Here is a 26518-nt window from a genome sequence, read left to right as displayed (position 1 = left end):
GAGCGTCCCCGCGCGAGGCCGAGCATATACTGGCCGACTCTATGCGCCGCCATACCATTTGCGCGACGCAAAGATAATGCGCTTGCCGATGCGTGAGGCATAAATGCGAGATTTATACCTCAAATTATGATGCATATTGAGCTATAAACCGCTATCTTATGCCTCATGAAATGGAATTGGCAGCAACCGGACTGGCCGGAGTTTCGCTGGGACCGCACCGCAATCGCCGCGCTCGAAACCCGGTTCCTGCAGCAGGCGGGAGTCCTGATCGGATCGGTGAAGCATCTAGCCGATGGCGATCGTGCCACGATCACTATCGATATCATGACCGGCGAGGCGCTGAAAACCTCCGAGATTGAAGGCGAATTGCTCAACCGCGATAGCGTGCAATCCTCGCTGCGCCGACAGTTCGGGCTGGAAACGGGGCATCGCCATGTCCCGCCCGCGGAGCGCGGCATCGCCGAAATGATGATGGCGCTCTATCGCGACTTTGCCGCTCCGCTGACCCACGAGAGTCTGTGGGCGTGGCACGAGATGGTCATGAGCGGCAGGCAGGATGTCAGCGCGATTGGCCGCTACCGTGACCATGACGATCCGATGCAGGTCGTTTCCGGCCCGTTGCACAAACCCAGGGTGCATTTCGAGGCGCCGCCGTCGAAGGTGATGGCGGACGAAATGGCGCGCTTCTTCACATGGTTTGCCGCGACGGCCCCCGGCGGCGGGCAACCGCCGGGCGCGCTGGCGCGTGCCGGGATTGCACATCTCCATTTCGTCAGCATCCATCCGTTCGAGGATGGCAACGGCCGCATCGGGCGGGCGATTGCGGAGAAGGCGCTGTCGCAGGCAATCGGCCAGCCGAGCCTGATCGCCTTGTCGCACATCATCCAGCGCAGGCGTGCCGCTTATTATGATGCGCTGGAGGCCGCCAACAAGCGCGACGAGATTACGAACTGGCTGATCTATTTCGCCGAGACGGTGATCGATGCGCAGGCGCACAGCCTGGCCGAGATCGATTTCCTGCTCGCCAAGACAAGATATTATGACCGCTATCGCGATCGGATGAACGCGCGGCAGGCGCGGGTGGTGGCGCGCATGTTCCGCGAGGGACTCGACGGATTCAAAGGCGGTCTCAGTGCCGCCAATTATATCGCGATAGCGGACACTTCGCGCGCCACGGCGACCCGCGATTTGCAGGAACTGGTGGCGATCGGGGCGCTTACACAGAAGGGGCAGCTCAAATCGACGCGATACCATCTGAATATCGGCGGCTGATCGAGCAGAAATTGCGGGTTTTTTGGGCAGGACGTCGCTTCGCCGTTTGAGAGGCCACTCTTCAAAAAGTGCGGCTCTACCTGTGGCTCGGTGGATGCTGAAACAAGTTCAGCTGACGATAGAAGAAGCGCGTAGTCAGCCCGTGGACTATCCTATGGCAACGATCTCGGCCAGGATCGCATCGAGCAACAACATCCCCGCCTCGGTCAACGCGATCCGGTAGCCGTCGTGGGTAAGGAGGCTATGCCCTTCGAGGCTCTCCACCTTCGGCCAATGCAACAGATCCTCGGCCGCCACGCCGGTACGCTCGGCGATATCGGCCACGTCGACGCCCTCGGCCAGCCGCAGCCCCATTAGCAGCGCCTCCTGCGCGCGCATTTCCGGGCTGAGATCGTCCTCGCTCTCCATGCCGTGCCCGTTGGCCGTCACTCGCGTGATCCAGTTCTCCGGCTTCTTGCGGCGGACGGTGGCGAGGCGGTTGCGGCGGCCGTGGGCGCCGGGGCCGATGCCGGCATAGTCGCCATAGCGCCAGTAAGTGAGGTTGTGGCGGCTTTCGGCGCCGGGGCGGGCGTGGTTGGAGATTTCGTAGGCGGGGATGCCGGCGGCGGCGGTTTGGGCGCGGGTCTGTTCGAACAATAGGGCCGCGCGGTCGGTGTCGAGCGTCGGGAGGTCGCCTTTGGCCTGGCGGGCGGCGAACTGGGTGCCGGGTTCGATCGTCAACTGGTAGAGCGAGAGATGTTCGGTGCCGAAGCTCAGCGCGCGGGCGAGTTCGGCTTCCCAGCTTTCGGGACTCTGATCAGGGCGGGCGTAGATCAGGTCGAAGCTCACCCGTTTGAACGCGCGCTGCGCGGTGTCGAGGCCGGCGAGGCCTTCGGTGATGTCGTGGGCCCGGCCGAGATAGCGCAAGGCATCGTTGTCGAGCGCCTGCAGGCCGAGCGAGACGCGGTTGACTCCGGCGGCGGCGATGTCGCCGAAGCGGGTGGCTTCGATCGAATTGGGGTTGGCCTCCAGTGTGATCTCGATGTCGGGGGCGAATTGCCAGTGGCCGGCCGCCGCGTCGATCAAAGCGGCGACGGTTTCGGGGGGCATCAAAGAGGGGGTGCCGCCCCCGAAGAAGATTGAGGTCAGCGTGCGGCCGGGGAGTAAAGCGGCTTCATAAGCGAGGTCGGTAAGCAGCGCGGTACGCCAGGCGGACTGATCGACGGACTCGCGGACGTGGCTGTTGAAGTCGCAATAGGGGCATTTCGAGACGCAGAACGGCCAGTGGATGTAGAGGGCGAAACTCCCCTCCCTGCCAAGGGAGGGGCCGGGGGTGGGTTGCGCTGAGGGAAGTGGCAAAACGGTTTGCCGCCCCTGCCAGACTGACCCACCCCCGGCCCCTCCCTGAACAGGGAGGGGAGAAGTCAAGGAAACACCGCCGCGACGAGCTTGGCGAAGGCGTCCGCCCGGTGGCTCATCGCATGCTTGGCGGCGGGGTCCATTTCGCCGAAGGTGATGTCGTGGCCATAAGGCTGGAACATCGGATCATAGCCGAAGCCCTGGTCGCCGCGCGGCGGCCAGACGAGGGTGCCGTCGACCCGGCCTTCGAAGCTCTCGATATGGCCATCGGGCCAGCAGAGCGAGAGCGCGCAGACGAAATGCGCGTCGCGGCCGGCATCGGGGCCGGCTTCCTCGACATGCTGGTTGACCAGCCGCATCGCGAGACCGAAATCCTTGTCTTTGCCGGCCCAGCGCGCCGAGAAGATGCCGGGATCGCCGCGCAGGGCATCGACGCAGAGGCCGCTATCATCGGCGAGCGCGGGCAGGCCCGACAGGTCGGCCGCCGCCCGCGCCTTGAGTTCGGCATTGGCGATGAAGGTGACGCCGGTCTCTTCGGGTTCGGGCAGGCCGAGCGTCGCGGCGGAGACCGGCTCGATGCCGTAGGGGCTGAGCAGTTCGCGGATTTCGCGCACCTTGCCGGCGTTGTGGCTGGCGATCACCAGCTTTCCCGGCGCCAGCTTGCGGTGCGGGATCTCCGCGACGCTCACCGGCCGACGGCCTTGCGCTGAGCGGCGAAGATCTCCGAACAGCCGATGCGGGCGAGCCGCAGCAGACGGAGCAAAGCCTCCTCGTCATAGGTAGCACCCTCGGCAGTCGCCTGCACTTCGGCCATGTTGCCATTGTCGAGCAGAACGAAATTGGCGTCGGCATGCGCGTTCGAATCCTCGATATAATCGAGGTCGAGCACCGGGGTGCCTTCGTAGATGCCGCACGAGATGCCGGCGACCTGCGCGGTGATCGGATCCTCGGTGATCGCGCCCGATGCCATCAATTTGTCGACACAGAGCCGCAGAGCGACCCACGCGCCCGAGATCGATGCGGTGCGGGTGCCGCCATCGGCCTGCAGCACGTCGCAATCGATCGTGATTTGGCGCTCGCCGAGCTTGGCCATATCGACGACAGAGCGGAGCGAGCGGCCGATCAGCCGCTGGATTTCCTGGGTGCGGCCCGATTGCTTGCCCTTGGCGGCTTCGCGGCTGCCGCGGGTGTGGGTGGCGCGGGGCAGCATGCCATATTCGGCGGTGACCCAGCCCTGGCCCTTGCCGCGCAGGAAGGGAGGAAGCTTTTCCTCGAGCGACGCCGTCACCAGCACGCGGGTTTCGCCGAAGCTGATCAGCACCGAACCCTCGGCATGCTTGGTGAAGCCGGTTTCGATGTCGATCGCCCGCATTTGATCGGGGGCACGGCCGGATGGGCGCATGAATAATCCTTCTTGTCGTTCGTCGATGGGGCCGCAATGGGCGGCCGATCGGCGGTTCCTTATGGGAGTGCGGCCGAAGTTGGAAGCCGGGAAACGCCCGAGGCCGGATCGGCGCGGTCCTCCGCGATCCTGCTGCCACGATATGCGCTGTTGAGCATCCGTCATTCTCTCCCTATCTCTCATAGGGTGAGCAGCCAAGCCGTTTCCGAATTGTCGAGCCGGGCCCGCGATGTATTTCGCGTCGTGGTGGAAAGCTATCTCGGGTCGGGCACGCCGGTGGGATCGCGGACGATATCGAAGCTCGCGGGGCTCAACCTGTCGCCGGCGTCGATCCGCAACGTCATGCAAGATCTCGAAGAGCTGGGCCTGCTCGAATCCCCGCACACCTCGGCGGGCCGGATGCCGACCCAGAGCGGGCTGCGGCTGTTTGTCGACGGCATGATGCAGACCGCCGAGCCATCGTTCGAGGAACGCGCCGCGATCGAATCGCGCGCCGCGCGCGGCAGGCCGATCGAGGAGGCATTGGCGGCGACCAGCGCGGTCCTCTCCGGCCTGTCGGCCTGCGCGGGCATCGTGCTGGTGCCGCGCAACGAGCCGGTACTGCGCCAGTTCAGCTTCATCCCGATCTCCCGCGAGCAGGCGGTGGCGGTGATGGTGGGCGGCGATGGCAGCGTCGAGAACCGCGTCGTCGATCTGCCGCCCGGGATTCCGCCGTCGGCCTTGGTCGAGGCCGGCAATTTCATCAGCGAGCGGCTGGCGGGGCTGACGCTGAGCCAGGCGCGCGCGCGGCTTGAAACCGAGATCGGGCGCGAGCGCGCCGCGCTGAATGCCGCCGCGAGCACATTGGTGGAGCGCGGGCTCGCGGTCTGGTCGCACGATGGCAGCGATCGCCCGGTGCTGATCGTGCGGGGACAGGCCAATCTGATCGATCAGGCCGCCGCCGCCGATCTCGAGCGGGTGCGCCAGTTGCTCGATCAGATCGAGGACAAGGAAGAGATTGTCAGCCTGCTTGATCGCGCGCGCGCGGGGCAGGGGATGAAGATCTTTATCGGATCGGAGAACAAGCTGTTCTCGCTGTCGGGTTCATCGGTGATCGCGGCGCCTTATCGCAATGGCGAGGGCCGGATCGTCGGGGTGGTCGGGGTGATCGGACCGACCCGGCTCAATTATGCGCGGATCGTGCCGATGGTCGATTTCACCGCACAGGCGCTGACGCGGATGATGGCGTAGGCCGGCGCTCCGCGCTAATGCGCGTTCTTATATGCGCTCTTCGTCACCAGCGCATCGACCAGTTCGGCCGGGATCGGTTCATCGAACTGCACGCCGAAACGATTGCCCTCGACCCAGCGGACGGTGCCGGGCACCTCGAAATTCTGGCGCTCGAGCAACAATTTACACCCCGGTGGAAGCGGTGGCGAAGCGTTTAACAAGGCGCCACCCTCGGATACGTCGAGCAACACGCCGCCCGTCTCGCCATGCACCGAATGGAGCGTGGCGGCGAGCATGATGCGATGGCGCCCATGGCGCCGGGCTTCGGTGACCGGGATTTTTTCCGATGCTGCCATGCAGGAAATGCCTCGAATATCGTGTCGTTGCGAAGGAGCAATGATCGTCGATCGTTCCTAAGATCCGTTTAACGTCGTTTCGCCTTCAGCAAAAAATCGCAAAACTTGTTGCGGCCAGTGTAACCTGACATGCTCGGGCCACGAATAATGATCGGGGACGCGGGAGGACTCGATGATGGCCGAGGCTGATCATTTTTCAAAGGATGAACCCGAGCCGCAGGGCGGTGCGCTGGTCAGGCGGCATCGCCTGTCGACGCGGATCTGGCACTGGATCAACGCCTTCACCATTTTCGCGATGCTGATGAGCGGCATGATGATCTTCAACGCGCATCCGCGGCTCTATTGGGGGCAATATGGTGCCAATTTTGATCGGCCCTGGCTAACGATCGGAGCGGTTGGCGACAGCGGCAGGCTGACCGTTGGCCCGGTGGTGATCCCGACGACGGGCGTGCTCGGTGTCTGGAAGGATCCGAACGGCGCGGTCCAGCGGCACGCCTTCCCATGGTGGGCGACGATCCCGTCGAGCTACAATCTGGCCGATGCGCGGATCTGGCATTTCTTTTTCGCCTGGGTGCTCGTGATCGGCGGACTGGGCTACTGGCTGGTGAGTTTCATCAACCGTCACGTCCAGCGCGACCTGCTGCCAAAGCGCGACGAGCTTTCGCCGCGCCATATCTGGCACGATATCAAGGATCATGCGCGCCTGCGCTTTCCAAAGGGCGCGGCCGCGCTTCGCTACAATATCCTCCAGAAATTCGCCTATCTGTCGGTACTGTTCGGCGTGCTGCCATTGATCGTGCTGACCGGGCTGACGATGTCCCCGGCGGTCGATGCCGCATGGCCGTGGCTGCTCGATTTGTTCGGCGGACGGCAATCGGCGCGGTCGATCCATTTCCTGTGCGCGTTCGGTTTCGCGCTGTTCATTGTCGTCCATCTGCTGATGGTCGTGCTCGCCGGTCCTCTCAATGAAGTACGATCGATGATCACCGGCCGCTATCGCTTGCCGAAGGAGGCCGAATGATGATCACGCGCAGGGGGCTGGTCGGATCGATCGGCGCGGCGGCCGGCGGGCTGTTGCTGTCCGGTTGCAACCGGATCAACGCCAATCCCGCGGTGCGCGGCGTGCTGGGCAGCGCCGAGGGGCTGACGATGCGCGCGCAGCGGATCATCAGCGATCGATCGGCGATGGCCCCCGAATATGGCGCGGCCGATATGTCGCCGATCTTTCGCGCGAATGGGACGCGCCAGCCGACCAGCGCGGATTATGCGGCGCATATGCAGGCGGGGTTCGCCGCTTGGCGGCTGGGCGTGGATGGACTGGTGGCGCGTCCGCAAAGTTTCACACTCGCGCAGATCCGCGCGATGCCGCGCCGGACCCAGATCACCCGTCACGACTGTGTCGAGGGCTGGAGCGCGATCGGCAAATGGACCGGCGTGCCGCTGAAGCTGCTGCTCGATCAGGCGGGCCTGCGCACATCGGCGCGGTACCTGATCTTCCATTGCGCCGATCTCTATGGCGGGGCGCCTTATTATGAGAGCATCGACCTGATCGACGGCTTTCACCCCCAGACGATCCTGGCCTGGGCGCTCAACGACGCGATCCTGCCCGTCGCCAATGGCGCGCCGTTGCGGCTGCGGGTGGAACGACAACTGGGTTACAAGCACGCCAAATATGTCCAGCGGATCGAGGCCGTCGCCAGCCTGGCCGGCACGCATGGCGGCAAGGGCGGCTATTGGGAGGATAGCCACGATTATGAATGGTATGCTGGGATCTGATGGGCTGATCGTCAGGCGGCGCGGCGCCGGGCATCGAACGGAGCGGGGGCCTTCTGCTCGTCGACCCTATAGCGCGCAACATGATCGACCAACTGATCAGTGCGCTGGCAAAGACGGCTGATTGCAGCGTCGCTTTCCTCTGCCATAGCCGCGTGATGCTGGCTCGACCGGGAGACCTCCTCGACAGCCGCGCTAATCGACTTGACGCTGTCCGATTGGTTGGCCGTGGCGCCCAAAATCTGCTGCATCAACGTGCCGATGCCGTTGATCGACTTCGCAAGTCCGTCGAGCATTTCCGCAGAACCCTGGACATAGGTGACGCCGACGTCGAGCCGCTGTTGCGTCTGGTTGATCAGCGCACGGACTTCCTTCGCAGCAGTCCCCGTACGTTCGGACAAGGCGCGAACCTCATGTGCGACTACCGCGAAACCATGGCCGGCGTCGCCGGCGCGCGCAGCTTCTACACCGGCATTCAGCGCCAGGAGATTGGTCTGGAACGAAATCTGGTCGATCACTTCGACAATCGCTGCGATCTCTGTGGTGGCAGACACGACATCGGACATGGCCTGGCGCATACCGGTTGCCAGCTCCTCGCCGCGAGATGAATCGGCTTCCATCTTCTCCATGCGGCCCGAGGTCTGGCGCGCGCGATCGACGATCGAAGATACTTCGGCGGCAAGGTTGGCGAGCGCGGCGGTCGCCTCCTCAATCGTAGAAGCCTGTGCCTCGCTATGGCGTGCGAGTCGTTCCGAACCGCTGCTGATGACTGTGGTCTCCTCGCCGACATCACGGGTTGTCTCGGCGACCAGACAGATCATCTGCGAGAGGCTGGCAACGCTGCGGTTGAAGTCGGTCTTGAGATCGACGAACTCCATAGGCATCTTGACGATCCGATAGCGTAGATCGCCCTGCGCAATTGCGGCAAGCGCATGTTGTAGTTCGCCAGTAGCGGCCCGTTGCAGCGCGAGGTCAGCCTCTCGCGCCTCAAGCAGGGCGGCTTCAGCATGACGGCGGGCTTCGTCGGCGGCACGCACCTCTGCACCCCGAGCGACGACTGCATCGACGAGGATAGCAATCCGGTGCGCAAGCGACATCAGCACACCGGCCTCGATCAACAGGATAGTCGCGTGGAGAAGAATGCGGCCAAGTTCGCCCTCCGAATTGAAGACGAAATTGGGAGCAATATAGGACAAGGCGAGGTGATGGACGGCAGTAACCAATGTCCCGGCCAGGATCGGCCGCCAGTCGCACAGGATCAGCAGCATCGCCACGGCCGCGAAGAAGGTCATGTGCATATCCATCTGCCAGGGATGGCCGCGCATGATGAAAAGCAGCAAAGCAGGAAACAGCGGGAGTGACACGCCGATAACGATACGCGAGGCCGCATCCTGCCGACCGCGAATCGCGAGAAGGATGGGAAGGGCGGATATACCCACGCCGGTAATCGCCGCAGGAACCAGATCGCCGGGCGAGATCGCCAATGTGATCACAACGACTGCAATCAGGGCGAGGGAGAGTATGCCGGCTGCAATGCGGACCCCCGCGCGGCGAAGTTGGTCGAGAGATTGAATTTCCACGTCAGAGTTCCTCGCGGGATGGCTGTGCCGCACTGCAAAGTGCCGGAACAGCCGGAAGCAGAAGTGCCCGATGCGCGATGGCGACTGGCCAAAGTGCGTTACGGTCGCCGATGATGATCAGCGATCCTGGCAGTTTTCCGACGCCTAGCAACGTCACGCCGGAGAGATGGTCGAGCCACGGTTTGGCGGGTGTGCTGGAAACGGGCCACACGATCATTGTCCCGCGCCGCACCGGGGTGAGAGCGAGCACCATGATCACCAGCAATGCTATGGCAATCTGCGCATAAACACCCCCGGTCATTGCGCGGGGCAGCACAGTTGCGCTTGTCCGTAAAGAAATGGGTTCGCCTCCTTGCAGGAGCGAATTCCATAAACCGACAGCGGTTAACGCGAATTTTATCGTGAGATCAGTAATTCTACGATCAGGGTTCACCGCATTAGCGCTCCCTTATGGCACCAATGCGCGATGCTTGGCTCGTTCGCCAGACGGACCTTTGTGCCCAGTCCGTCGTTAGGCCGACGCGGAGACGCCCCCCCGACTCCGCGCGCTACCAAGGAGACGTTATGAAATACATCCTCATTGCCGCGGCGCTGATTGTCGGCACGCCCGCACTTGCCCAGGATACGCCCTCGGGTCCGCAAAGCACACCGCCCGCCGCTGCCCCAACCATGGGTTCCGATATGCCGGCCACTCCGGCCTCACCGACGCCGCCCGCAGCGACAGCGCCTGCAGCTAATGCAGCGCCTGCCTTCTCCCCAACACCGGTGGATTCTGCCAGCCTGCCGAAATGTTCGCGGACCGTGACTGACAAATGCATTCAATCCGGAGCGGCACACAAGCGTAAGAAATGATTCTGCAAGCAGGGGCAGCCGAGATGCGCTGCCCCTGCTCAGGGGGAATATCCGAAGCGTTCGATCCACGGCTGCAAAACGGGCATGGCTGCTTCGAGATACCGCGAATAGCGACGCCAGCCGCCGTTTGCATTGAAGAGTCCTCTGCGGACTTGCGGGGCGCTGGCAGTCGCGACGCCGCGACGTTGCGCGGTGCGACTGAATTCACGCAGCCGATCAGACCATTCAATGCCGACGAAGGCGCACAAGGCCGCCGTTTCGGTGTCGAAATCCGCCACCAGCCGATCGTGCGACACGGTGTGGACAGTGATCGGCATCGTTGCCCGGCACGCCTCGATGAGCTCCATCGTCGAGGAATAATGGCGGGCAATCCGTTCGATGTTGGTGAATTCGAGTGTGGCTGTGCTCGGCGCGAAACTGCGGCGGAAACAGCTCCAAACCACGTCGCGCGGATCGCGCTGCATGATCACGATTCGCGCATCCGGAAACAGATTTGCGATCAGGGGGAGCTGGATACTTTTTAGCGGATCCATGTCGACGAGGACCCGGCCGGCGGGAACGACTCCTGCCTGTGACACCCTTGCCCAATAGGCTCGGCGGAAGGGCTCGATCGATGCTGCGTCGAGGTCCGCCAGCCGGGAAAGACCATGATCGTCGAGCAGGAATGCCTCCGCCGCGTCACTGAACGTCGGTTGTTCTTCAATCGCGTCGACATCGTCGGCGCTCGCCAGGATGTTTTCAACCAGGGTCGTGCCCGATCGCGGATAGCCAAGCAGGAAGACGTGGCGGCGCGGGAGGCCTGCCGTTGATAACGCGGGTCGCCGTTTAATCGGACCGAGCGTGCCGACCTGCGCGTGGACATGTTCGACAAACGTGCGGTGCGTCGGCTGGTCGCGGTACTGGCGGGCATTCAGCGATAGAAATACGGCATTGGCTTCCTGCCAGGCGGCAAAGGCCTCGTCGGTTGCACCAAGCCTGTCGAGTGCGTCGCCAAGGAGGCCGAGCGCAATGAGCCGCTTGGTTGGGGGCAGATCGCTCCGCCCTAGCAGCGAGCGCAATCGCGATGCCGCAGTGTCAGCGAGGCCCTGTTCGATCTCGCTCTGGGCGATCGCGCTATGAGCGGTGGCGTCGAACGGATCGATCGCCAGCGCGCGGTCGGCATAGTCGCCCACTTCCATGTGATTGCCCTGGACGGCTGCGATCCAGGCGAGGCCGGCAAAGGCGGGTGCGAGGCTGGGATCGAGACCGGCCGCCTGGCGGAAGCTGTCGGCGGCCGGGGCGAAACGATTGGCGGCGTCGAAGGCGAAGCCGCGTTCGAGCCACGCGACCGCATAGCCCGGATGGCGCGCGAGGACGGCATCGAAAGCGGCGATGGCCGCGTCGATCCGGCCTTCCTTGCGCAGGACGGTGCCAAGCGCGGTATCGATCGAGGGATCGCCGGGAGCGAGCAGCCGCGCTTGTTCCAGCAGGTCCCGCGCTCCGGCAAAGTCGCCGTCCTCCTCGCGTCGCCATGCGGCGAGATTGAGCAGCATCGGGGTGCGCGTGCCTTCGCCTATCGCCTGTTCGGCGATTGCTGCCGCGCCGGCGATGTCGCCGGCGGCAAGCAGGGGTTCTATTTTCGTGATGTCAGTCATTGATCAGTCGCGCGCCATCGCCGATCAAGGGACGGCCAAGCCGATCGGGCAGGGGGCAGGCCGCCAGACGCTTGCGCACCCAGTCGTTGCCACGCGTCAGTTCCGGTGCGATCTGCCTCTGGATTGCTGCGCGCCGTTCGAGGCGGGCAGCATTGTCGAACGCAGCCTGCGGATTTTTGGCGTAGGTCGATGTCAGCGCGGTGATGTGCGACGGATCGGCGGGGGCCGGTCGCCCGAAATAGGCGCGTGCGGCCATGATCGTTGCCTCCGGGGCATCGAACAGACGTTCGGCGTCCAGACTGCGGAGCTGCGGCCAGCGATCGAGCGCGCGCGCATAGATGCGCATTTGCGCCAGCCATAAGGCCGCTGCGCGTTCGGTGTCGTCGAGCCCGTCGATCGGCCCAGCTTCGGCCTCGATCGCGGGCGCGATCTCCTGCGTGACCGACGCGAGCCAGGCGCGGTGCTCGGGCGAGCGCAGGATGGCGGAAAGATAATCGTCGAGGCTGAAATGTAGCAGGATCGCCTTCGCACCGGGATCAAGCGCCATCAGTTCGGGCAGGATGAAGTTCACCGGGACATTGGCTTTTACGACGGTAGGCGTCACGCCCTCGTATGACCGCGCCAGCATTGCCGCCACCAACCGCAATCCCGATTGCCACCCGGCATCGGCCGGCCGGCCCGCAAAGGCCGCAGTGGCCTCCACAGCAAGTTGGCGCAGTGGTAATGGTTCGCGCAGCACCAATCCGTCTTTGCTCCCGTCGAGCCCGCGTGCGAGCAGGGTCGAGCCGCAATGGGCGATGTGGAAGATCCAGCCGATCGGTGCGACCTGCCCCCGTGTGGCATGTGCCAGCAGCGAGCCGATCGGCACCTTGAGCATGCCCGGGCCAACCGTATCGATGCGGCGATCGAGGAAGATCGATCGGCGATAGGCCGCCGCATCCATCTCGCGGAACAGCGCCAGATCGCCGTCGAAGGCGAAAAGATAATGGTCCGGGTTGGCGAACAGATCGCCGAGGGTCAGCATGTGGCCGGGGTAGCATGGCCGATGCCGCCGCGCTATGCGGTCGACATGGTGGATATCGCTGTCGGGCAGGACGGTCTCAGAAAGCCCCTCCCCTTCAGGGGAGGGGTTGGGGTGGGGCAGTCCGTCGTTTCAACCGGACCGTTCGGGGTGAGGGCGTCCCCCACCCCAACCCAGTTCAGCGGCTTTTTGCCTTGTCCGGGGGACAAGGCTGCCGCTGAACTCCTAAAGGGGAGGGGCTTTAGTGAGGCGTCATGGCCCGCCTGACCCTGCCCGGCGACGGCCGGCCTTACGCCTTGCTGGAGGCGGACAACGAAGCCAGCCTCCTCGACCTCGCCACCGACACCATCGAAACCCTGTTCCGCCAGCACGGCGCGCTGCTGTTTCGCGGCTTCCCCCCCGATCTTGCGGCCTTCCGGCAATTCACCACGCGCTTCTGTACCGGATCGGTGTTTAACGAGAGCCCCGACCGGCAACTGCTTGACGACGCGCACAATATCCAGTCGGTCAATGGCGGTGCCGATCCGTTCCCGCTCCATCCCGAACTATCGCGCGAGCCGTGGAAGCCCGATGTCTGCTTCTTCCACTGCCTGAAGGCGCCGCGGAGCGGGGGCGAGACGACAATCTGCGACGGCGTCGCGCTTGTCGATGCGCTGCCCGACGAGGTTCGTCGCGAATTGTCGGCACATCGGCTGCTTTATCTGCAGCCGATCCAGCCATGGCATTTCCGCTACTGGCTGGGCACCGATAGTCCTTCGGACGCCGAGATCGCGAACCCGCCGGCATCATGCCCGTACCGGTTCGGCATGGCCGGTGGCTATCTTGTCCGCGCCTTCACCCGCCCGGCGCTGCACAGGCCGATGTTCACCGACCGGCCGGCGTTCGGCAACTTCCTGCTGTTTGCCCGCGACTATAATGGCCGCCACGATTTCCCGCTGCTCGAAGACGGGCGTCAAGTGCCTGATGCGTGGGTTGAAGCCATCCGGGTTGCCGCGCGGCCAATCACGACGCCGGTGGTGTGGCAGCCGGGCGATCTGCTGATGCTCGACAACAGCCGTTTCCTGCACGGACGGAACGCGATCGCCGATCCGACCGACCGGCTGATCGCATCCTTCTTCGGCTATCTCCGCTTTGCGCCGGTCAATCCCGAGGAGCCGGAGAGCCCGCTGTGGCGTCGAAACACCACGTTCAGGCCCCCGCAGCCGCTGCGCTAGACGGGATCAAGACGCCACCGCATCCACGGCGGACCGCCCGCGCTTGACCATCATCTTGTTGAGCGCATTCACATAGGCCCGCGCCGAGGCGACCATCGTGTCGTGATGGGCGCCGCGGCCACGGGTGGTGCGGCCGTTTTCGGCGAGGAGGACCGAGACCTCGGCCTGCGCGTCGGTGCCGCCGGTTACGGCGTGGACTTCGTAGCGTTCCATCACCGAACTGTCGTGCGGCACGATCATACGGATCGCGTTGAACAGCGCGTCGACCGGGCCGTTGCCGCGCGACGTGACGGTCTTGTCCTCGCCGTCGACCTCGAGTGTTAGGATCGCGCGCTGCGGGCCGTTCGATCCGCAATAGATCTCGACTTCCTTGACCTTGATCGCATCATGGCCGCGCAGCACCTCGTCATCGACCAAAGCGACGATATCCTCGTCGTAGACCGCCTTCTTGGCATCGGCGAGCAGCTTGAAGCGGCCAAATGCGTCCTGGAATGCATTGTCGCCCAGATTATAGCCCAGTTCCTCGAGCTTCTGGCGGAAGGCGGCGCGGCCGCTATGCTTGCCCATCACCAGATTGCTGTGGGTCAGCCCCACGCTTTCCGGGGTCATGATCTCATAGGTCTGCGCATCCTTGATCATGCCGTCCTGATGGATGCCGCTTTCGTGCGCGAAGGCGTTGGCGCCGACGATCGCCTTGTTCGGCTGCACCTGGAAGCCGGTGATGCCCGAGATCAGCCGGCTCGCGCGGGTGATTTCGGTCGAGACGATGTTGGTGCGGACGGGCAGCACGTCGTGACGGACCTTGATCGCCATCGCGATTTCCTCGATCGCGGCATTGCCGGCGCGTTCGCCGATGCCGTTGATCGTCGATTCCACCTGCCGCGCGCCGTTCACCACCGCGGACAGCGTATTGGCGACGGCGAGGCCCAGATCATTGTGGCAATGGGTTGAAAAGATCGCGAGATCGGCGTTGGGCACGCGGTTGATCACGTCGCGGAACATTGCGCCATAGGTTTCCGGCGTCGCATAGCCCACCGTATCGGGCAGGTTGATCGTGCGCGCGCCGCAGCGGATCGCGATTTCGACCGCGCGAACCAGAAAGTCCGGATCGGTGCGGGTGGCATCCTCGGCCGACCATTCGACATCAGGGCACAGATTTGCCGCGAGCGACACCGATTGCTGGATCGCCGCGAGCACTTCCTCAGGCGTCTTGTTCAGCTTCACCCGCATGTGGAGCGGGGAGGTGGCGATGAACGTGTGGATGCGCGGGCGCACCGCATGGCAGACGGCCGCCCAGGCGCGTTCGATATCGGGGGTGGCGGCGCGCGCCAGGCTGGCGACGGTGGCGGTCTTGCACTGGCGGGCCACTTCGCTCACCGCCTCGAAATCGCCAGGGCTGGCGATCGCGAAGCCGGCTTCGATGATATCGACGCCCATCGTTTCGAGCTGGGCGGCGACCTGCAGCTTTTCCTCGAGGTTCATCGAACAGCCGGGCGATTGCTCGCCGTCGCGCAAGGTGGTGTCGAAGATCAAAATGGTATCGGTCACGGGGCCTGCTCCTGTTGCAGGGTTGTCATTTCGGGGCTGAGACATCCCTTAGACGCTGTGGCCTGGCGGCCCGTGAAGGGCCCAAGCGAAATCGCGCGCCTAAGGGCGCGTAAGTCGAAGCAGGAGAAGGCCGCGAAATGGCGTCATGGCGCGGCGGATAACGCGGATCGCGATTCAAGTCCAGTGGGGTTTGTTTTGGTCAAACTGCCCTCCCTCTCGGGGAGGAGAGCCTCATGCCACAGGTGGCCTTCCGAACAACCGATCGATCCGGCTCCCCGGCGCGATCCACAATACGGAAACGATCATCGCGCAGGCGATGCTGCCGGCGCTTGTCACGAAGGCCAGCGCGACCCCGATCGCGTAGAGTATCAGCGAAACCGCGCCCTTTCGGCTTTGCGCGCGATGCCGTTGCGCTTCATGCTCGCTGCGATCGCTGCTGCAACTCGCTTCCTTCTCCAGCCAGAGATAGGCGAGAGAGGGCAGCAGCAGTGTGACGAGGTAGGCCGCGGTCGGCACCGCCTTGCTCGGAAACTCGCCGAACCACGCTGTCCCGAACGGGATCAGCGACAGGCAGAACAGCCATAGCATGTTTGCCCAGCGCAGGCCGGTGGTCGAGGCCGATGCCCGATCGAGCAGATTGTGATGATTGATCCAGTAGATTCCGACCTGGACGAAACTCAATCCATAAGCGAGCAGCACGGGCCACAGATGGGCCAGCCCGGCCAGCGAGGGCAATGTGGGCGGGCGCAGTTCGAGCACCATGATCGTGATGATGATCGCTATGACGCCGTCCGAGAATGCTTCCAGGCGGCCGGTTTCGGAGGTTGTCGTAACAGGATCGGGCATGACCGCGTTATGGCGTCGGTTGCCCAATCCTGTCCACCGGCGCTATTTCGCTTTTTCGAACGCCACCGCGATGTCGAGCGGTACATCGTCCGGCACCAGCGGAATGCCATAGCTGATGCCGAAATCGCTGCGCTTCACGGTGGTGGTCGCCTCGAAGCCCATCGCGATCGATCCGCCGGGCAGCATGCTGTGGCCCGCGCCCACGAACTTCGCCTTGAGCACGACCGGCTTGGTGACGCCCTTGATCGTCAGATTGCCGCTGATCGTCGCCGTCATTCCCTTGGCGACCACCGAGGTCGATTCAAAATGCGCTGTCGGGAATTTGGCGGAATCGAAGAATTCGGGTTTCTGAAGGTGCTCGTTGAGCTTTTCGGCAGTCGTCACGACCTTGGTGATCGGGATATCGATCGATACCTTGGCGCCGGCAGGCGTCTTGGGGTCCAGGGTCATCGACCCGGTAATGTCGCCGAAGATGCCGCGATAGAAACTGAAGCCCAGATGATTGACCGTGAAGGCCACCTGGCTGTGGCTCGGCTCGACGGTGTAGGTTCCGGCGACGACACGGGTCGGATCGGGGGCGCCCGGCGGCGTGGTCGGCATCTGTGCTAGGGCAGGGATCGTAACAGCGACAAAGGTCGTCGCGAGCAGCAGGGAATGGATGCGTTTCATCACCGTCTCCGAAATTGATTGGGGCGGCAGGCTATAGCCCGCCGCCCCCATATCAAAGTCCCGAGAGCGAAACGATGTGTTTCGCATGATGCGCTTCCCTTCGTTCGTCTTTCCCGCTTTCACGGGGATGACGAATGAAGGGCGAAGGCCGATCAGTTCTTGGCTTTGTCCACCAGCTTGTTCTTGCCGATCCACGGCATCATCGCGCGCAGTTCCGAACCGACCTTCTCGATCGGATGCTCGGCGGCCTGCTTGCGGGCAGCCTTCAACTCGGGCTGGCCGGCGCGATTGTCGAGGATGAAGTTCTTGACGAAGCGGCCACCCTGAATGTCGGCGAGCACGCGCTTCATCTCGGCCTTGGTTTCCGAGGTGATGATGCGCGGGCCGGTGGTGATGTCGCCATATTCGGCGGTGTTCGAGATCGAATAGCGCATGTTGGCGATGCCGCCCTCATACATCAGGTCGACGATCAGCTTCACCTCGTGAAGGCATTCGAAATAAGCCATCTCCGGGGCATATCCCGCCTCGGTGAGCGTTTCGAAGCCGGCCTGGATCAGATGGGTCAGACCGCCGCACAGCACGGCCTGTTCGCCGAACAGATCGGTTTCGCACTCTTCCTTGAAGGTCGTTTCGATCACGCCCGAACGGCCGCCGCCGACCGCCGACGCATAGGAAAGCGCGACGTCATGGGCGTTGCCCGACGCGTCCTGCGCGATCGCGATGAGGCAGGGCACGCCGCCGCCACGCTGATATTCGGAACGAACGGTGTGGCCCGGCCCCTTCGGCGCGATCATGAACACGTCGATATCGGCGGCCGGCTGGATCAGGCCGAAATGGACGTTGAGGCCGTGCGCGAAGGCGATCGCCGTGCCGGGCTTCAGGTTCGGAGCGAGATCATCATTATAGATCTGCGCCTGATGCTCGTCTGGGGCCAGGATCATGATGATGTCGGCCCAGGCGGCGGCCTCGGCATTGGACATCACCTTGAAGCCGGCGCCTTCGGCCTTCTGTGCCGTCGCCGAACCCGGACGCAGCGCGACAGCAACCTCGGCTACGCCCGAATCTCGAAGATTCTGGGCATGGGCGTGGCCCTGGCTGCCATAGCCGACGATGGCGACCTTCTTGGTCTTGATCAGACCGATATCGGCATCACGATCATAATAGACGCGCATATTCATGTTTCCCTGTCCCGCGGCATCGCTCAGGCGAGAGCCGGCTGATTGAAAATCGTGAGGCCCCGTAACGGGCACGCGCCCGTCCGTCGACCCCTATTAAGAAGGCGTTTACTGGGCTTCGCGTCCCCGTACGATCGCAGCCACGCCGGTGCGGGCGACCTCGACGAGGCCGACTTCGCGCATCAGCTCGAGAAATTTGTCGATTTTCTCAGTGCCGCCGGTGACCTCGAAGATGAAGCTGGAGATCGTTGAATCGACCACGCGGGCGCGGTAAACCTCGGCCAGCCGCAGCGCCTCGATCCGGTGATCGCCGGTGCCGACGACCTTCACCAGCGCCAGTTCGCGTTCGACATGTGGCCCACGCGCGGTGAGGTCCGTCACGCGGTGAACGGGCACCATGCGGTCGAGTTGCGCCACCACCTGTTCGATCACCGCCGGCGTGCCGGTGGTGACGATAGTGATCCGGCTGATCTTCTCATCCTCGGTCACATCGGCGACCGTCAGGCTATCGATGTTATAGCCGCGTGCCGAAAACAGCCCGGCGATCCGCGCCAGGATACCCGATTCATTGTCGACGGTGACCGAAAGCGTGTGCCGCTCAGTAGCTTCTTGTTCGATATGCATCTTATTTCTCAACTATTCGATGGAAGCGAGGGGCGATCAGACGAGGGCCTTCGCCGCATCGTCCATCTCTCCGACCACCTCGTCGGCTTCGAGGATCATGTCGACATGCGACGCGCCCGACGGGATCATCGGAAAGCAATTGGCGAGTTTCGCCACGCGGCAATCGACCATCACCGGCCCGTCATGTGCGAGCATCGCGGCAATGCCATCGTCGAGATCGGCGGGATCCTCGATGCGGATGCCCTTCCAGCCATAGGCTTCGGCCAGCTTTACGAAATCGGGCAGCGCATCGCTATAGCTTTCGGAATAGCGGCCGGCATAGGTCAGATCCTGCCACTGGCGCACCATGCCCATATATTCGTTGTTCAGGATGAAGATCTTGACCGGCAGGCGATATTGGGTCGCCGTGCCCATTTCCTGGATGTTCATTTGGATCGATGCCTCGCCGGCAATGTCGATCACTAGCGCATTCGGATTGCCGAGCTGCGCGCCGATCGCGGCGGGCAGGCCATAGCCCATCGTGCCGAGCCCGCCCGAGGTGAGCCACTTGTTCGGCCCCTCGAAATCGAAATGCTGCGCCGCCCACATCTGGTGCTGGCCAACCTCGGTGGTGATGATCGGCTTCTTGTGATGGGTGGCCTCCCACAGCCGGCGGATCGCGTGCTGCGGCATGATCTCCTTGGTCGAGGGACCATATTTGAGCGACTTCTTGGCGCGCCATTCGGCGATCCGGGCGAACCAGGGGTTCAGATCCTGCGGGGCATGCTGGCGTGCCTTCCACAGCTTGATCATGTCCTCGATCGCGCGGCCGACATCGCCGACGATGCCGAGATCGGCGCGCACCGTCTTGTTGATCGACGAGCGATCGATATCGACGTGGATCTTCTTGCTGTTCGGGCTGAACGCATCGAGCCGGCCGGTAACCCGGTCGTCGAAGCGCGCGCCGAGGCACACGATCAGATCGGCCCGGTTCATCGCCAGATTGGCTTCATAGGTGCCATGCATCCCCAACATGCCCAGCCATTGCGGGCTGGATGCGGGGAAGGCGCCGAGGCCCATCAGGGTCGATGTCACAGGCGCCCCCGTGATGCGTGCGAGTTCGCGCAACAACTGGCTGGCGATCGGGCCCGAATTGATGATGCCGCCGCCGGTATAGAGAATCGGCCGTTCGGCGGCCGCCATCATCTCGACCGCGGCTTCGATCAAAGCCGTATCGGCCTTGACCTGCGGCTTATAGCCCTTGTGCGGCAGCGACTGGATCGATGGCTTGCGATAGGGCGCGGTTGCGACCTGCACGTCCTTCGGCAGATCGACGACGACGGGGCCGGGACGGCCCGAGGTAGCGATATGGAAGGCCTCATGGATGATGTCGCCAAGCTTGGCCGGATCCTTCACCAGATAATTATGCTTGGTGCAGTGGCGGGTGATGCCGACCGTATCGCATTCCTGGAACGCATCGGTGCCGATCAATGGCGTGCCGACCTGGCCGGTGATGACGACCATCGGGATCGAATCCATCAGCGCATCGGCAATGCCGGTAACGGCGTTGGTCGCGCCGGGGCCCGACGTGACGAGCACGACGCCCGGCTTGCCGGTCGAACGGGCATAGCCCTCGGCGGCATGCGCGGCGCCGCCTTCCTGCCGCACGAGGATGTGGCGGATGCGCTTCTGCTTGAACAACGCATCATAGATCGGGAGCACGGCACCACCGGGATAGCCGAATACGACCTCGACGCCGAGATCGCACAGCGCCTGGATCAGTATTTCCGCGCCTGACAGTTCGGCAGCCATCATATCAGTCCTTGTTGGGTCGCCGTCCTGGCGGACCCGTGGTTAGCAAGCGGAGCGCCCTAAAGATAACAAACTAATCTGTCAACGCCTCAATACGTAATTTAATTGCTATTTCGTCTGTTAAATTATCATCGAGTTGCGATTCGATCCGGGGCCAATCCGCGGGCGGCTGGTGGCGGAACCAGGTATATTGTCGTTTGGCATAGCGGCGGGTAGCTGCCTGTGCCCGTTCGATCATGTCGTAGCGGCCGATTTCGCCGGCACGCCAGGCGATGATATCACGAACGCCGATCGCGCGCATCGCCGGCAATTCGGGATCGAGGTCGCGCGCCTGCAGCGCCTCGGCTTCGGCGACGCCGCCCTGCTCGATCATCGCTTCGAACCGCGCATCGCAGCGCGCGTACAGCCAGTCCCGCGGCGGCAGAAGAATTGCCGCCGAAACCTTGACCTGATCGGCGATTCCACCTTCAAGCTGTTGTTGCCATTCGGATAATGTCTTGCCCGTCGAGCGCAACACTTCGAGCGCGCGGGCGATGCGGGTGGTGTCCTGTGGGGCCAGCCGCTTCGCGGCCTCGGGATCCTCGCGGGTGAGCGCGAAATGGGCGCGGTGGGTTGGCAGCGAGCGGACGCGGGCGCGGATCTCCGGATCGATATCCGGAACCGGGGCAATGCCGTACAGCAATGTGCGCAGATAAAGGCCGGTGCCGCCGACGAGGATCGGCAATTGGCCGGCGGCATGCGCGGCATCGATCTCGACCTTTGCATCCTCGGCCCAGTCGGCGGCGGAGCAGGCGGTAGCGGCATCGCGATAGCCGAACAGCCGGTGCGGCGCGCGCGCCATCTCGTCATCGTCGGGCCGTGCCGAAAGGATGCGCAGATCGGCATAGACCTGTGAGGCATCGGCGTTGATCACGACTCCGTTCGCGATTTCGGCGAGGTGGAGCGCCAATGCGGACTTGCCGCTGGCCGTCGGCCCCGCAATAAGCGCGATCGATTTCCTGGGTTGGGAGAAAATTGTGTTCATCGCGACGCTAGTAGCATCAGGCAGGCTGGAAGGTGCGGATATTTCCGATGCCCGTGCGCGCCTCGCCGAATCTGGCGCGGAGCCGGGTGTCGCGCGCTGGATCGAGGCCGGTATGGCCTGCGATTTGCCGTTCACGGGCGATCCGGCGGTGTCGCGCGCGGCGCTTGAAGGCGCGTTCTCCGGCGTCGACGTGATCGTCCAGGTTGAGGCCGCGCGCCGGCGCAGAATGCTCGTCGCCGACATGGATTCGACGATGATCACGATCGAGTGCATCGACGAACTGGCCGATTATGCCGGGATCAAGGCCGAGGTGGCGATCGTCACCGAACGGGCGATGCGCGGCGAACTCGATTTCGAAGGTGCGCTCGATGCGCGGGTGGCTTTACTCAAGGATCTCGATGCCGCGATGATCGATCGCTGCCGCGAGGAACGGGTGCGGATCATGGGCGGCGCGAAGGAACTGGTGCGTACGATGCGCGCAAATGGCGCCGACTGCTATCTCGTCTCGGGCGGCTTCACCGTGTTCGCCGATGTCGTCGCGGCCGAGATCGGCTTCACCCGCGCTCTCTCCAACACGCTCGATATCGCCGATGGCCGGCTGCTGGGCACGGTATCACGGCCAATCGTCGGCGCGCAGGCGAAGCGCGAGACGTTGCTGGCCGAAGCGGCGTTGCATGGGCTCGACCCCGCGGAATGCCTGGCGGTGGGCGACGGCGCCAATGACATTCCGATGATCGAGGTGGCGGGGCTGGGAGTGGCCTATCATGCCAAGCCGAAGACCGCGGCGGCGGCGGCGGCGCGGATCGATCATAATGATCTGACGGCGTTGCTATATGCGCAGGGATATAGTCGTGCCGAATGGGCGGCCGTGTAGCGCCCGCTACTTTTTACCACGCTGGCGGGATCATAGGGCGCCGGTTTCGAGTTACGGGCTAATGGCGGAGGTTGCGCATGACCACGGGGTTTATCGGGCTGGGCCAGATGGGCGCTGCCATCGCCTTCAATATAGCCAAGGCCGGTCATCCGCTCGCGGTGTGGAACCGTTCGGCTGACAAGGCCGCCGATCTGGTGGCGGGTGGCGCGACTCTGGCGGCCAGTCCGCGCGCACTGGGCGAGCGCTGTAATATCGTGATGTCGATGCTGGCCGACGACGCTGCGCTCGAAGCGGTCCTTTCCGGTGAGGACGGCCTGCTGGCCGGATTGGCGCCGGGCGCGCTGCATGTCTCGCTGAGCACGATCGCGGTCGCGTCCGCCGATCGGCTTGCCGATCTGCACAGGACGAAGGGGCAGCATTTCGTCTCGGCGCCGGTGTTCGGCCGGCCCGATGTCGCGGCGGCAGGGCAACTGGCGGTGGTGGCGGCCGGCGATGATGCGGATATCGACCGTGCCATGCCGCTGTTCGACGCGATCGGGCGGCGGACCTTCCGGGCTGGCCCCACGCCGTCATCGGCAAACCTGATCAAGCTGTGCGGCAATTTCATGCTGCTTTCGGCGGTCGAGGCGTTTGCCGAGGCGATGGCGCTGGCCGAGAAGGGCGGGGTGGCCAAGGCGCAGTTGATGGAGGTGATGACGGGGACGTTGTTCGATGCGGCCGCCTATCGGAATTATGGCAAGATCCTGGTCGAGGAGAGCTATCGGCCTGCCGGTTTTGCCGCGCCTTTGGGGTTGAAGGACATGCGGCTGGTGAGTGCGGCTGCGGAGGCGAGCCGGGTGCCGATGCCGTTGCTCAGCCTGCTGCGCGATCATCTGGTCGAGACGCTGGCCAAGGAAGGCGAGGATATCGACTGGTCGGGGATCGGGCTGACCATCGCGAAGAATGCGGGGTTAAGCTCCCCTCCCTGCAAGGGAGGGGCAGGGGGTGGGTAATGACCGAAGGGGCTCGATGCCACTGAGGGCATGTCGCGTGAAGAGGGCGGAAGCTCGCCTACGGCTCGCACCCACCCCCTTACCCCTCCCTTGCAGGGAGGGGAGTAAGAAGGGCAGGTCGGGCTACTCCGCCGTGATCTCGGTCATCACCATCTTGCCGCGCCTTACGCTGAACGCCAGTCGGCCTTCGACCAGATCCAGCGCGTCCTTGCCGAAGATCTCGTAACGCCAGCCGCTCAGGATCGGGATGTCCCGCACGCCCGCCGCAAGCAGTTCGAGATCATCTGCGCGGGCGATCAGTTTCGGGGCGACGTCGGCATCGCGCGAGCGGACCTTGAGCAGCAGCTTGAGCAGATCGGCGATCAGGGCGCCTTCCTTGCCGAGGCCCGGCTTGCGATCCTCGCGCGGTGGCATCTCGGTCTCATCGAGCGGCTGTGCATCGCGGATCGCGGTGATCAGCCGGGCACCGATATCATTATGCGCCCAATTGGCGGAAAGGCCGCGCACCTTGGCCAGATCGGCCTGCTCGCGCGGAGGATGTGAGGCCATGTCGGCGATCGTCTCGTCCTTGGCGATGCGGCCGCGCGGAAGATTCTTGTTGCGGGCCTCGCGTTCGCGCCACGCCGCGATCGCCTTGAGGCGCCCGAGCACCTCGGGCTTGCGGCTTGGCGGGCGGATGCGCAGCCAGGCGAGTTCGGGGACATTGGCGTAGCTGGCTGGGTCGCCGAGCCGTTCCATCTCGATATCCAGCCAGTCGCCACGTCCTGTTTTGCGCAGTTTTTCGAGCATGCGCGGGAACAGATCGGAGAGGTGGGTGACGTCGCCGATTGCATAATCGATCTGGCGCTTGTCGAGCGGGCGGCGGCTCCAGTCGGTAAAGCGGGCGCCCTTGTCGAGCTTGATGCCGAGCATCGTTTCGACGAGGTTCGAATAGCCGATCTGCTCGCCAAGCCCCATCGCCATCGCCGCGATCTGCGTATCGAACAGGGGAAAAGGCGTCTTGCCGGTGAGATTATAGACGATTTCGAGATCCTGCCCGCCGGCGTGGAAGACCTTCAACACATCATGGTTGTTGACCATCAGATCGAGCAGGGGCGTCAGATCGAGGTCCTTCGCTTTCGGATCGATCGCGGCGGCCTCCTCGCGATCGGCGATCTGGATCAGGCAGAGATCGGGCCAATAGGTCGTTTCGCGCATGAATTCGGTATCGACCGTGACGAACGGCGAATTGGAAAGCCGGGCGCACAGATTGGCGAGCGTGGCACTATCGGTAATCAGCGGGTGAATATGCATCCTAGGTTCATAGCCGGGTCTCAGCACTTGACAAGCATGCCGCGCGCGAGTGAAGCGCAGCCCCTGCCAAAATCACCAGAAAGTTGAAGTTTCGCCATGCATTCCTATCGCACCCACCATTGCGCAGCATTGCGCGCGGCCGATGTCGGATCCGAAGTCCGCGTCTCCGGCTGGGTGCATCGCAAGCGCGATCATGGCGGTTTGCTGTTCGTCGACTTGCGGGATCACCATGGCATTACCCAGATTGTCACCGATATCGATGCGCCGGCGCATGCCGTGCTCGATCGGTTGCGCGTCGAATCTGTGGTGACGGTGACCGGGAATGTCGTCGCCCGTGCGAGCGACGCGATCAACCCGAATCTCGCCACCGGCGAGATCGAGGTGCGGGCCCGTGAAGTGACCGTGCAGTCCGCCGCGCAGGAATTGCCGATGCCGGTGGCGGGCGAGGCCGAATATCCCGAGGATATCCGTCTGCGCTATCGCTTCCTCGATCTGCGTCGCGAACGCATCCATGCCAACATCGTGCTGCGTTCGAACGTGATCGCCTCGATCCGCCAGCGGATGATCGCGCAAGGGTTCACCGAGTATCAGACGCCGATCCTGACGGCCTCCTCGCCGGAGGGCGCGCGAGACTATCTGGTGCCCAGCCGCGTCCATCCCGGCAAATTCTACGCGCTGCCGCAGGCGCCGCAGATGTTCAAGCAGCTGCTGATGGTGGCCGGCTTCGATCGCTATTTCCAGATCGCGCCCTGCTTCCGCGACGAGGATGCCCGCGCCGACCGTTCGCCGGGCGAATTCTACCAGCTCGACTTCGAGATGAGCTTCGTCACGCAGGAAGACGTGTTCGCGGCGATCGAGCCGGTGCTGCACGGCGTGTTCGAGGAGTTCTCGCGGGGCAAGGCCGTGACGCCGGCGCCGTTCCCGCGGATCGCCTATCGCGATTCGATGCTCCGCTACGGCTCGGACAAGCCCGATCTGCGCAACCCGATCGAAATCAGCGATGTCGGCAGCCATTTCACCGGATCGGGTTTCGGACTGTTCGCGCGGATCGTCGAGGGTGGGGGTGTCGTCCGCGCGATCCCGGCGCCGGGCGCGGGAGCGAAGAGCCGTAAATTCTTCGATGACATGAACGATTGGGCACGTTCGCAGGGCCATGCGGGCCTGGGCTATATCAACATCAAGGATGGCGTGCCCGGCGGCCCGATCGCCAAGAATCATGGCGAGGAGGCGACCGCGAAGTTGATAGCGGCGCTCGGCCTCGGCCCCAATGATGGCGTATTCTTTGCCGCGGGCAAGGAATTGGCGGCCGCCAAGCTGGCGGGCGCGGCGCGCACCCGCGTGGGCGACGAACTCGGGCTGATCGAGCAGGGTGTGTTCAAATTCTGCTGGGTCGTCGACTTCCCGATGTTCGAATATGACGAGGACGCCAAGAAGGTCGATTTCAGCCACAACCCCTTCTCGATGCCGCAGGGCGAGCTGGAAGCGCTGGAGACGATGGATCCGCTCGATATTCTCGCCTACCAGTATGATATCGTCTGCAACGGCATCGAATTGTCGTCGGGCGCGATCCGGAATCACAAGCTCGACGTAATGTACAAGGCGTTCGAGATCGCTGGCTACACGAAGGAGCAGGTCGACGAGAATTTCTCGGGGATGATCAATGCCTTCAAATATGGCGCCCCGCCGCACGGCGGCTCCGCGCCCGGCATCGATCGCATGGTGATGCTGCTCGCCGACGAGCCGAATATCCGCGAGGTTGTGCTGTTTCCGATGAACCAGAAGGCCGAGGATCTGATGATGGGCGCGCCGTCGCCGGTCAGCCTCAAGCAGCTTCGCGAGCTCAATATTCGGATCGTCGAACCGCAAAAGGGCTGACCGCGCCCGCCCGAGTTTCTCGCCTGGAATCGTCGAATGCGTGATGTCGGCCGCATATGTGCCCAATTCGGGACATAAGCGGCAGATTTCCGCAGAATGCTAGCTATTGCGGATATGACGTCTTTGTTGCAGCATCGACTTGAGTGCCGGGGGACG

General features: G+C 63.6%; 24 protein-coding genes. 8 read left to right on the top strand and 16 right to left on the bottom strand.

Annotation, left to right across the window (positions count from 1 at the left end; all coding sequences use genetic code 11):
- The first annotated feature begins 165 nt into the window (after positions 1-165).
- The gene (locus tag BLS13_RS05310; RefSeq protein ID WP_093450387.1) at positions 166-1272 is read left to right on the top strand and encodes a Fic family protein; all 1107 of its coding nucleotides are present in this window, start codon (positions 166-168) and stop codon (positions 1270-1272) included.
- A gap of 147 nt (positions 1273-1419) precedes the next feature.
- Here the strand turns inward: BLS13_RS05310 and hemW are convergent, their stop codons facing one another.
- The 3 genes from hemW to rph all read right to left on the bottom strand — a co-directional run bounded on the left by hemW (position 1420) and on the right by rph (position 4012).
- A complete protein-coding gene (gene hemW / locus BLS13_RS05305) occupies positions 1420-2610 on the bottom strand; it encodes a radical SAM family heme chaperone HemW (protein ID WP_256325717.1) in 1191 nt (396 codons plus the stop codon).
- A 65-nt stretch (positions 2611-2675) separates the two neighbouring features.
- A complete protein-coding gene (rdgB, locus tag BLS13_RS05300; RefSeq protein WP_093450384.1) occupies positions 2676-3299 on the bottom strand; it encodes an RdgB/HAM1 family non-canonical purine NTP pyrophosphatase in 624 nt (207 codons plus the stop codon).
- Positions 3296-4012 (bottom strand): ribonuclease PH, encoded by a 717-nt coding sequence (gene rph, locus BLS13_RS05295; RefSeq protein WP_093450383.1) that lies wholly within the window; start codon positions 4010-4012, stop codon positions 3296-3298. The genes rdgB and rph overlap by 4 nt, the downstream gene beginning before the upstream one ends.
- A gap of 186 nt (positions 4013-4198) precedes the next feature.
- Here rph and hrcA point away from each other — a divergent pair, with 186 nt between their 5' ends.
- Entirely contained in the window at positions 4199-5242 is a 1044-nt protein-coding gene (gene hrcA, locus BLS13_RS05290; protein ID WP_093450661.1) for a heat-inducible transcriptional repressor HrcA, read from the top strand.
- A gap of 14 nt (positions 5243-5256) precedes the next feature.
- Here hrcA and BLS13_RS05285 read toward each other — a convergent pair whose 3' ends face one another.
- Positions 5257-5577: a PilZ domain-containing protein gene (locus BLS13_RS05285; RefSeq protein WP_093450382.1), complete on the bottom strand. Its 321-nt coding sequence runs from the start codon at positions 5575-5577 to the stop codon at positions 5257-5259.
- 172 nt (positions 5578-5749) lie between these two features.
- On the opposite strand from BLS13_RS05285, the gene BLS13_RS05280 reads away from it, so the two are divergent.
- Positions 5750-6598, top strand: a complete 849-nt coding sequence (locus BLS13_RS05280; RefSeq protein WP_256325716.1) for a cytochrome b/b6 domain-containing protein — start codon at positions 5750-5752, stop codon at positions 6596-6598.
- Entirely contained in the window at positions 6598-7353 is a 756-nt protein-coding gene (locus tag BLS13_RS05275) for a molybdopterin-dependent oxidoreductase (protein WP_093450644.1), read from the top strand. The genes BLS13_RS05280 and BLS13_RS05275 overlap by 1 nt, the downstream gene beginning before the upstream one ends.
- 11 nt (positions 7354-7364) lie before the next feature.
- Here BLS13_RS05275 and BLS13_RS05270 read toward each other — a convergent pair whose 3' ends face one another.
- From BLS13_RS05270 to BLS13_RS05255, 4 genes are all read right to left on the bottom strand, one after another.
- The gene (locus BLS13_RS05270; RefSeq protein WP_093450380.1) at positions 7365-8930 is read right to left on the bottom strand and encodes a methyl-accepting chemotaxis protein; all 1566 of its coding nucleotides are present in this window, start codon (positions 8928-8930) and stop codon (positions 7365-7367) included.
- A 1-nt stretch (position 8931) separates the two neighbouring features.
- Entirely contained in the window at positions 8932-9231 is a 300-nt protein-coding gene (locus tag BLS13_RS05265) for a hypothetical protein (protein ID WP_093450378.1), read from the bottom strand.
- A 589-nt stretch (positions 9232-9820) separates the two neighbouring features.
- Positions 9821-11416: a tetratricopeptide repeat-containing sulfotransferase family protein gene (locus BLS13_RS05260; protein WP_093450377.1), complete on the bottom strand. Its 1596-nt coding sequence runs from the start codon at positions 11414-11416 to the stop codon at positions 9821-9823.
- Complete coding sequence (locus BLS13_RS05255; RefSeq protein WP_093450375.1) at positions 11409-12440, bottom strand: hypothetical protein; 1032 nt, start codon at positions 12438-12440, stop codon at positions 11409-11411. The genes BLS13_RS05260 and BLS13_RS05255 overlap by 8 nt, the downstream gene beginning before the upstream one ends.
- Positions 12441-12691: 251 nt before the next feature.
- Between BLS13_RS05255 and BLS13_RS05245 the strand changes: the two genes are divergently transcribed.
- Positions 12692-13651, top strand: coding sequence for a TauD/TfdA family dioxygenase (locus tag BLS13_RS05245; RefSeq protein ID WP_093450372.1), 960 nt, complete (start codon positions 12692-12694; stop codon positions 13649-13651).
- Positions 13652-13657: 6 nt separating this feature from the next.
- Here the strand turns inward: BLS13_RS05245 and BLS13_RS05240 are convergent, their stop codons facing one another.
- The 7 genes from BLS13_RS05240 to miaA all read right to left on the bottom strand — a co-directional run bounded on the left by BLS13_RS05240 (position 13658) and on the right by miaA (position 21328).
- On the bottom strand, positions 13658-15199 hold the full coding sequence (locus tag BLS13_RS05240) for a 2-isopropylmalate synthase (RefSeq protein WP_093450371.1): 1542 nt from the start codon (positions 15197-15199) through the stop codon (positions 13658-13660).
- Between the two features lie 231 nt (positions 15200-15430).
- Positions 15431-16045, bottom strand: a complete 615-nt coding sequence (locus BLS13_RS05235; RefSeq protein ID WP_093450369.1) for a TMEM175 family protein — start codon at positions 16043-16045, stop codon at positions 15431-15433.
- A gap of 42 nt (positions 16046-16087) precedes the next feature.
- Positions 16088-16714, bottom strand: a complete 627-nt coding sequence (locus tag BLS13_RS05230) for a YceI family protein (protein ID WP_176943441.1) — start codon at positions 16712-16714, stop codon at positions 16088-16090.
- Between the two features lie 152 nt (positions 16715-16866).
- Positions 16867-17886 (bottom strand): ketol-acid reductoisomerase, encoded by a 1020-nt coding sequence (gene ilvC / locus BLS13_RS05225; protein WP_093450642.1) that lies wholly within the window; start codon positions 17884-17886, stop codon positions 16867-16869.
- A gap of 111 nt (positions 17887-17997) precedes the next feature.
- Positions 17998-18513 (bottom strand): acetolactate synthase small subunit, encoded by a 516-nt coding sequence (gene ilvN / locus BLS13_RS05220; protein ID WP_093450368.1) that lies wholly within the window; start codon positions 18511-18513, stop codon positions 17998-18000.
- A 36-nt stretch (positions 18514-18549) separates the two neighbouring features.
- Entirely contained in the window at positions 18550-20304 is a 1755-nt protein-coding gene (locus BLS13_RS05215) for an acetolactate synthase 3 large subunit (protein ID WP_093450640.1), read from the bottom strand.
- A 73-nt stretch (positions 20305-20377) separates the two neighbouring features.
- Positions 20378-21328, bottom strand: coding sequence for a tRNA (adenosine(37)-N6)-dimethylallyltransferase MiaA (gene miaA, locus BLS13_RS05210; protein ID WP_093450366.1), 951 nt, complete (start codon positions 21326-21328; stop codon positions 20378-20380).
- Here miaA and serB point away from each other — a divergent pair.
- Both serB and BLS13_RS05200 read left to right on the top strand, forming a co-directional pair.
- Positions 21321-22202, top strand: coding sequence for a phosphoserine phosphatase SerB (gene serB, locus BLS13_RS05205; RefSeq protein ID WP_093450365.1), 882 nt, complete (start codon positions 21321-21323; stop codon positions 22200-22202). The genes miaA and serB overlap by 8 nt on opposite strands.
- Positions 22203-22279: 77 nt before the next feature.
- Complete coding sequence (locus BLS13_RS05200; protein ID WP_093450363.1) at positions 22280-23194, top strand: NAD(P)-dependent oxidoreductase; 915 nt, start codon at positions 22280-22282, stop codon at positions 23192-23194.
- Positions 23195-23317: 123 nt separating this feature from the next.
- On the opposite strand, the gene rnd is transcribed toward BLS13_RS05200, so the two are convergent.
- Positions 23318-24487: a ribonuclease D gene (gene rnd, locus BLS13_RS05195; RefSeq protein WP_093450362.1), complete on the bottom strand. Its 1170-nt coding sequence runs from the start codon at positions 24485-24487 to the stop codon at positions 23318-23320.
- 96 nt (positions 24488-24583) lie between these two features.
- Here rnd and aspS point away from each other — a divergent pair, with 96 nt between their 5' ends.
- Positions 24584-26362, top strand: coding sequence for an aspartate--tRNA ligase (aspS, locus tag BLS13_RS05190; RefSeq protein WP_093450360.1), 1779 nt, complete (start codon positions 24584-24586; stop codon positions 26360-26362).
- Positions 26363-26518 lie beyond the last annotated feature (156 nt).

Source organism: Sphingomonas sp. YR710, assembly GCF_900101455.1.
Taxonomy (GTDB): Bacteria; Pseudomonadota; Alphaproteobacteria; order Sphingomonadales; family Sphingomonadaceae; genus Rhizorhabdus.
Note: the sequence above shows the minus strand (reverse complement) of the source record. Positions and strands in the feature narration are given on the sequence as shown.

What these genes read in the sequence shown, in the direction of transcription:
- BLS13_RS05310 (WP_093450387.1), top strand. Translation starts at nt 166, where the DNA reads ATGAAATGGAATTGGCAGCAACCGGACTGGCCGGAGTTTCGCTGGGAC.
- rph (WP_093450383.1), bottom strand. Translation starts at nt 4,012, where the DNA reads ATGCGCCCATCCGGCCGTGCCCCCGATCAAATGCGGGCGATCGACATC.
- BLS13_RS05285 (WP_093450382.1), bottom strand. Translation starts at nt 5,577, where the DNA reads ATGGCAGCATCGGAAAAAATCCCGGTCACCGAAGCCCGGCGCCATGGG.
- BLS13_RS05280 (WP_256325716.1), top strand. Translation starts at nt 5,750, where the DNA reads ATGATGGCCGAGGCTGATCATTTTTCAAAGGATGAACCCGAGCCGCAG.
- BLS13_RS05275 (WP_093450644.1), top strand. Translation starts at nt 6,598, where the DNA reads ATGATCACGCGCAGGGGGCTGGTCGGATCGATCGGCGCGGCGGCCGGC.
- BLS13_RS05265 (WP_093450378.1), bottom strand. Translation starts at nt 9,231, where the DNA reads ATGACCGGGGGTGTTTATGCGCAGATTGCCATAGCATTGCTGGTGATC.
- BLS13_RS05260 (WP_093450377.1), bottom strand. Translation starts at nt 11,416, where the DNA reads ATGACTGACATCACGAAAATAGAACCCCTGCTTGCCGCCGGCGACATC.
- BLS13_RS05255 (WP_093450375.1), bottom strand. Translation starts at nt 12,440, where the DNA reads ATGCTGACCCTCGGCGATCTGTTCGCCAACCCGGACCATTATCTTTTC.
- BLS13_RS05245 (WP_093450372.1), top strand. Translation starts at nt 12,692, where the DNA reads ATGGCCCGCCTGACCCTGCCCGGCGACGGCCGGCCTTACGCCTTGCTG.
- BLS13_RS05235 (WP_093450369.1), bottom strand. Translation starts at nt 16,045, where the DNA reads ATGCCCGATCCTGTTACGACAACCTCCGAAACCGGCCGCCTGGAAGCA.
- BLS13_RS05230 (WP_176943441.1), bottom strand. Translation starts at nt 16,714, where the DNA reads ATGAAACGCATCCATTCCCTGCTGCTCGCGACGACCTTTGTCGCTGTT.
- ilvC (WP_093450642.1), bottom strand. Translation starts at nt 17,886, where the DNA reads ATGCGCGTCTATTATGATCGTGATGCCGATATCGGTCTGATCAAGACC.
- ilvN (WP_093450368.1), bottom strand. Translation starts at nt 18,513, where the DNA reads ATGCATATCGAACAAGAAGCTACTGAGCGGCACACGCTTTCGGTCACC.
- BLS13_RS05215 (WP_093450640.1), bottom strand. Translation starts at nt 20,304, where the DNA reads ATGGCTGCCGAACTGTCAGGCGCGGAAATACTGATCCAGGCGCTGTGC.
- miaA (WP_093450366.1), bottom strand. Translation starts at nt 21,328, where the DNA reads ATGAACACAATTTTCTCCCAACCCAGGAAATCGATCGCGCTTATTGCG.
- BLS13_RS05200 (WP_093450363.1), top strand. Translation starts at nt 22,280, where the DNA reads ATGACCACGGGGTTTATCGGGCTGGGCCAGATGGGCGCTGCCATCGCC.
- rnd (WP_093450362.1), bottom strand. Translation starts at nt 24,487, where the DNA reads ATGCATATTCACCCGCTGATTACCGATAGTGCCACGCTCGCCAATCTG.
- aspS (WP_093450360.1), top strand. Translation starts at nt 24,584, where the DNA reads ATGCATTCCTATCGCACCCACCATTGCGCAGCATTGCGCGCGGCCGAT.